Origin of the sequence: Mycobacterium sp. (genome assembly GCF_050701515.1) — a bacterium.
Lineage (GTDB): Bacteria > Actinomycetota > Actinomycetes > Mycobacteriales > Mycobacteriaceae > Mycobacterium.
The window spans coordinates 1-5694 of record NZ_JBOGDB010000030.1; the positions used below are offsets into that span (position 1 = coordinate 1).

The following is a 5694-nucleotide window of genomic DNA, read 5'->3' on the forward strand; positions in this document are numbered from 1 at the left end:
GCCGCGCCGGTGGCCGCCCCCGCTCCGGAGGCCGCTCCAGCACCCGCACCGGAGGCGCCGCCTGCTCCCGAGGCCGCACCGGCACCGGCACCGGCCGCGAATCCCGAGTTCGGCCCGGATGCCCCGCCGACGCAGGACTTCATGTATCCGTCAATCAGCAATGGGTGTCTTTCCGATGGCGGCAATGTGCTCGCGACCGCGATTTCGGTGGCCGGGCCGGCCAAGATTCCGACCCCCGGCCCCGGTCCGGGTCAGACGGCCTACGTGTTCACCGCGGTGGGTACGCCGGGCCCGGCGGCCGAGCAGAAGTTGCCGCTCAATGTCACCTGGGTCAACCTGACCACCGGCAAGTCGGGCGGCGCGACGCTCAAGCCGCGCCCGGATATCAACCCGGAGGGCCCGACCACGCTGACGGCGATCGCCGACACCGGCTCGGGCAGTGTCATGTCGACGATCTTCGGTCAGGTCACCACCACCGAGAAGCAGTGCCAGTTCATGCCCACCATCGGCTCGACGGTGGTGCCCTAACCCCGATCTCGCCGAAATAGCATTCCCGGTCGTGAAATCGCTGCCAGATTAGTGACCGGTAACCCTCACTCCCTGCGACCGGTCGACCGGCCATGATCCTCACCGGCGGCGAAGACGCGGGTGAGGAGCGTGTCGAGGGCCTGCAAACCGGTCTCGAGAGCGGCGTCGGGATCGTCGTCCCGTGCGATGACGAGCGCCACCTCGGCGACGGCCGCCAGGACCATGTTGGTCAGCACGTCGACCTGGTCGGCGGGGATCGTCCCGTCGTCGGCGATGCGCTTGACGTTGGCCCGCAGCCGGCCCAGCGTGTGCTGCTCGTCGATCTCTCGCCAGCGCGTCCATCCGACGACGGCGGGGGAGTCGAGCAGGGCGATGCGCTGAACAGCTGGATCCAGAGCGTGGCGTAGCCAGGTCGCGCAGCCGGCTCGCAGGCTGGCCACGGGATCGCTCGCGGCGCGGGCGGCCTCGGCGGCAGCTGCCGCGATCGTCGCGACCTCGCGTTCGAGGACCGCGTCGAACAGCGCCTCCTTGGTGGCGAAGTGGTGGTAGAGCGCGCCCCGCGCGACGCCGCTCGCCTGGAGGATCGCGTCGATCGAGGTGCCGTCGTAGCCGTGTTCGCCGAACAGCGAGCGAGCGGCGCTCATCAACACATCCCGGGTCGCCTTGCCCTTCTCGACCCGACGATCCATATGTAGACACTAGCGGACCATCAGTCGGTCTGTTATCTTGTAGACCGTCAGTCGGTTTGTTTGGTCCGTTCGCACGAGCGGACCGCCGATCTCGAACCCACGAAACGAACAGGAGACCACGCCATGACCACTGTCCTGGATGCCCGAACGATCACCCTCGACGATGGGGTCACCGTCGCCTATCGCGAGCTGGGGACTGGTCCGGCCGTGCTCCTCCTGCACGGCTGGCCGACCTCCTCGCTGCTCTGGCGTGGGGTGATGCCGGGACTGGCCGCCCAGAGCCGAGTCGTCGCCCTGGACCTTCCCGGCTTCGGTGGGTCCGACAAACCGGTCGACGTGCACTACGACTTCGGGCTCTTCGAACGGGCGATCGACGGCGTTCTCTCGGGCCTCGGGATCGGTGAGGTCGGCGTCGTCGCACACGACATCGGTGGCCCCATCGCCGTGCACTGGGCCCTGCAACAGCCATCGCGTGTGACCAAGATCGCCCTGCTCAACACGCTGCTCTACCCTGAGCTCTCCGACGCGGTCATAGACTTCCTCGCAACGCTCGGCTCGCCCGCCCGTCGTGGCTCGCTCACCAGCGCCGAAAGCCTGACCGAGATCATGCGACTCGGCGTCGCGGACCCCGACGTCCTCACCGACGACGTCCTGGCCGGCGTCCGCGCCCCGTTCACGACCGACGCCGACCGCCTCGCTCTGGCCAACGCGGGCATCGGCCTCTCGGTCGAAGGCCTCGCCGAGATCGCCGCCGGACTGCCCACCCTTCGGATGCCGGTCCGCGCCATCTACGGGGTGCAGGATCGCATCCTGCCTGAGGTGGCCGACACGATGGCCCGGCTCGCCCGCGACGTCCCCCAGGCGGAGGTCACAGCGCTCGCAGACGTCGGCCACTTCCTGCAGGAGGAGGATCCGGACCAGGTCGCCGACCTGCTGGCGCGGTTCTTCGCCGCATCCTCCTGATCGCGGCGAGCCCACCGTGACGTTCGGTGCCGGTGCCCTGGCGGGATCGTTCACAACTTCGGGTGGTACAAGGCGTATCAAGGGCTCCGGGTGATCCCTGGCCGTGATCAGCGGTACCCACTGATCCACACCATTTTCGCTCGGTCGGTAGGCGTTGGCACGCGGCATCGTGGCGCGGCGGTTGTCGTCAGCTCAAGGCCGCTGGTAGCTACGACGTGCCGACGATCGCGCTGTGAGGTAGAGCGATGTCAGTGCGGTGGTACCCGTTTGGCCATGACGACAAGCCAGACCTCTCGCCTAGCGAGCTGTCCCACCGGCGCGGCCTGCGGCCTAAGCACCTACTGCGCGCCAGCCCAGCGGCGGTCGGGTTGCTCCCGCAAAATACCCGCGCGTCGCGGCTTTGCTGGCCGCCGACAACGCGCACCTCAGCGCCGGTTAGGGCGGCCTTACTGACCCTATTAGGGCTGGTCCGGCCCTCTCAGGCTAGTTGCGCCGCAACGTGTTCGATTAGCTGCCGGTTACGCCGAAACGACCGGGAATTCTATTTCGCGGGTTGTCAGTAGGCCATGAACAAGATGGCGTCGCGGTCGTACTCGCGACCGGGATGGGCCTCGGCCAGGTGAGCCTGCGCCTTCTCGACCAGGTCGTCCTCGTCCTTGCCGGTGATCGCCTCGCCGCACGGACAGTTCAGGTGTGTCTTCATCCCTTCACGATCCCACAGCCAAGGCAGCGAAGATGGCGGCATGGAACTGTACGACGTCATGCGCACCACTCCCGCGGTGCGCGAGTTCACCGGCGACCCGCTGCCGGACGAGGTTCTCGAGCGCATCCTGGACAACGCGCGGTTCGCCCCCAGCGGGGGCAACCGGCAGGGCAACCATGTCATCGTCGTCCGCGACCCGCAGACCCGCGAGGCGCTGATCGACTGCACGATCCCCGGAGCGAAGCGCTATATTGCCCAACTCCGCAACGGCGAAGGCCCGTGGAATCCGTTGCGGCCGTGCGGCGTTGATGCGCAAACCATCGCGGCTGTCGAGGTGCCGCCGGAGTCGCCATTGCGCACTGCCGAGGTAGTGCTGGTGGTCTGTGTCGACCTCGCCGTCGTCGCGGCCTTCGACCAACACCTCGACCGAATCGGCCTGATCGCCGGGGCGTCGGTGTACCCGTTCGTCTGGAACATCCTGCTTGCCGCGCGCAGCGAAGGCTTCGGCGGCGTGCTCACCACTGCGGCGGTCGCCGAGGAGCCACTGGTCAAGGAACTACTGGGCATACCGGACACCTATGCGATAGCCGCTCTGCTGCCGCTGGGCAAGCCGGTCCGGCAAATCACCAAACTCAAGCGCAAGGGCGTCGCCGAGATCGCCACCGGCGAGCGGTTCGACGGGCAGCCGTTCGGCACCTAGGCCTTCTTCGACGCTTTCGCGGCCGCCTTCATCTGTTTCTTGTACGACCGCACCTGCTCCAGCGAACCGGCGTCGACGACGTCGGCCACCGAGAGGTGCGCACCCGCCTTGCCGTAGTCGCCGGCCGCCTCGCGCCAGCCCTTCGGGGTCACGCCGTACTGCTTTCCCAGCAGCGCCAAGAAGATTTTCGCCTTCTGCTCGCCGAACCCGGGTAATCCCTTCAGCCGCCCCAGCACCTCTGCCCCATCGGGGTCGCCCGCGGTCCACAGCGCCGCGGCGTCACCGTCGTAGCGGTCGACGATGATTTGCGCCAGTGTCTGGATCCGCTTGGCCATCGACCCCGGAAACCGGTGAATCGCAGGCCTTTCCGAACACAGCGCAGCGAACTTCTCCGGGTCGTAGTCGGCGATCTCCCGGGCGTCCACGCCGCCGATGCGGTCGGCGATCTTCTTCGGCCCGGCGAACGCTGTCTCCATCGGGACCTGCTGATCGAGCAGCATGCCGACCAGCAACGCAAACGGATTGGACTCCAGCAGAGCATCGGCCGCCGGATCTTGCACAAGCTGCAGTTTCGCCACGTCGCCAGTCTAGATCGACGGTTTGGCGGCAGTGCTGGCCGGGAACGCGCACTAGAGTCATTGGAATAACTCCCCCGACTTCGCCGCTGGCACACGACGTGCTCGAGACGTTGCCCAGAACCCGGTTCGCCTTCGGCCTGTTGGCATACGCCTTTGCGGCGATCATGGTTGGCACCACGCTGCCGACGCCGATGTATGAGCTCTACGCCGAGCGCATGCATTTCGCGGTGCTGACCACCACGGTCGTCTACGCCACCTACGCCGGCGGGGTGCTATTCGCATTGCTGGCGTTCGGGCGGTGGTCCGACGCCGTCGGCCGCCGACCCATACTGCTGGCCGGCGTCATGTTCGCACTGACCAGCGCGGTGGTGTTCCTGGTCGCCGATTCGGTGCCGCTGCTGCTGGTCGGCCGGGTGCTGTCGGGGCTGTCGGCCGGCATCTTCACCGGCACCGCCACCGCCGCGGTCATCGAGGCGGCGCCGCCGAATTGGCGTACCCGCGCGGCCGCGGTGGCGACCGTGGCCAACATGGGCGGCCTCGGTGGCGGGCCGCTGTTGGCCGGCGTGCTGGTGCAGTACGCGCCGCAACCGCTGCACCTGAGCTTCATCGTGCACCTCGTGCTGGTGGCGCTCGCCGCGGTCGCGGTGCTGGTCGTGCCCGAAACCTCCCCGCGCAGCGGAAGCATCGGTGTGCAACGGCTTTCGGTGCCCGCCGAGGTCCGACCGGTGTTCGCCACGGCGGCCACTGCCGCGTTCGCCGGCTTCACGGTCACCGGTCTGTTCGCGTCGGTGGCGCCGGCTTTCGTGACGAATGTCGTCGGTATCCACAACCACGCCGCGGCGGGAGCCATCGCCGGCTCGATATTCTTCGCGTCGGCGATCGCGCAACTGGCCGCCGGCCGCATTCCGCCACCGCGAGCGGTGGCACTGGGCTGCGCGATTCTGGTGGTCGGCATGATCATTCTCGCTGTCGCACTGTACTTTTCGTCGCTATCGGGGTTGATCGCGGCCGCCGTCATCGCCGGTGTCGGCCAGGGCATCAGCTTCAGTCGCGGCCTGGCCGCCGTCGCCGAAAAGACGCCGCGGGCTCGGCGCGCCGAGGTCAGCTCCGCGTACTTCGTCGTTGCCTACGTGGGGATTTCGCTGCCGGTGGTCGGTGAGGGCCTGGCCGCCCAGCACTGGGGACTGCGCACCGCGGGAGTCAGCTTCGCGGTGGCCGTCGCGATCCTGGCACTCGTCTGCCTGGTCGCAATCTTGGTGCAGGAGGCCCGGCAAGCCCGGCGGCCCTCAGCCGAGATTTGAGTGCTCTACTCAGATCCCCCTGGGCCAGCTCAGCCCTAGATTTGCGGCATGGTTGCTGGCCAGTGATCCGCCGGTGGCCGCTCAGCGCGACTGCGCCGCCAGCCGGCCGGCGAGCACCAGGTAGGTGGCGGCGAAGCTGCGCCTCACCCACGCCACGATGCGTGGACGGGAGAACACCTGCCGACGAACCGCCGCGGCGAAAACGCCGTATACGCTGAACACCGCCAGCGTC

7 protein-coding genes are annotated in these 5694 nt (G+C 68.0%); 4 read left to right on the top strand and 3 right to left on the bottom strand.

Annotated elements, in window-relative coordinates; all coding sequences use genetic code 11:
* The coding region (locus tag ACRDU5_RS02570) for an Rv1157c family protein (protein WP_526612648.1) at window positions 1-528 on the top strand (528 nt) is incomplete at its 5' end.
* A gap of 65 nt (window positions 529-593) precedes the next feature.
* On the opposite strand, the gene ACRDU5_RS02575 is transcribed toward ACRDU5_RS02570, so the two are convergent.
* Window positions 594-1217 (bottom strand): TetR/AcrR family transcriptional regulator, encoded by a 624-nt coding sequence (locus tag ACRDU5_RS02575; RefSeq protein WP_526612649.1) that lies wholly within the window; start codon window positions 1215-1217, stop codon window positions 594-596.
* A gap of 123 nt (window positions 1218-1340) precedes the next feature.
* On the opposite strand from ACRDU5_RS02575, the gene ACRDU5_RS02580 reads away from it, so the two are divergent.
* The gene (locus tag ACRDU5_RS02580) at window positions 1341-2180 is read left to right on the top strand and encodes an alpha/beta fold hydrolase (RefSeq protein WP_526612650.1); all 840 of its coding nucleotides are present in this window, start codon (window positions 1341-1343) and stop codon (window positions 2178-2180) included.
* Between the two features lie 556 nt (window positions 2181-2736).
* Here the strand turns inward: ACRDU5_RS02580 and ACRDU5_RS02585 are convergent.
* Window positions 2737-2883 (bottom strand): DUF1059 domain-containing protein, encoded by a 147-nt coding sequence (locus ACRDU5_RS02585; RefSeq protein WP_526612651.1) that lies wholly within the window; start codon window positions 2881-2883, stop codon window positions 2737-2739.
* 40 nt (window positions 2884-2923) lie between these two features.
* Between ACRDU5_RS02585 and ACRDU5_RS02590 the strand changes: the two genes are divergently transcribed.
* Window positions 2924-3583 (top strand): nitroreductase family protein, encoded by a 660-nt coding sequence (locus tag ACRDU5_RS02590; protein ID WP_526612652.1) that lies wholly within the window; start codon window positions 2924-2926, stop codon window positions 3581-3583.
* Here ACRDU5_RS02590 and ACRDU5_RS02595 read toward each other — a convergent pair.
* Window positions 3580-4161 (bottom strand): HhH-GPD-type base excision DNA repair protein, encoded by a 582-nt coding sequence (locus ACRDU5_RS02595; protein ID WP_526612653.1) that lies wholly within the window; start codon window positions 4159-4161, stop codon window positions 3580-3582. The two genes, ACRDU5_RS02590 and ACRDU5_RS02595, sit on opposite strands and share 4 nt — an antisense overlap.
* Before the next feature lie 98 nt (window positions 4162-4259).
* On the opposite strand from ACRDU5_RS02595, the gene ACRDU5_RS02600 reads away from it, so the two are divergent.
* Window positions 4260-5462: an MFS transporter gene (locus ACRDU5_RS02600; protein WP_526612654.1), complete on the top strand. Its 1203-nt coding sequence runs from the start codon at window positions 4260-4262 to the stop codon at window positions 5460-5462.
* Window positions 5463-5694 lie beyond the last annotated feature (232 nt).

Coding starts and splice junctions, on each gene's coding strand:
- ACRDU5_RS02580 (WP_526612650.1), top strand. CDS start 1,341: ATGACCACTGTCCTGGATGCCCGAACGATCACCCTCGACGATGGGGTC.
- ACRDU5_RS02585 (WP_526612651.1), bottom strand. CDS start 2,883: ATGAAGACACACCTGAACTGTCCGTGCGGCGAGGCGATCACCGGCAAG.
- ACRDU5_RS02575 (WP_526612649.1), bottom strand. CDS start 1,217: ATGGATCGTCGGGTCGAGAAGGGCAAGGCGACCCGGGATGTGTTGATG.
- ACRDU5_RS02590 (WP_526612652.1), top strand. CDS start 2,924: ATGGAACTGTACGACGTCATGCGCACCACTCCCGCGGTGCGCGAGTTC.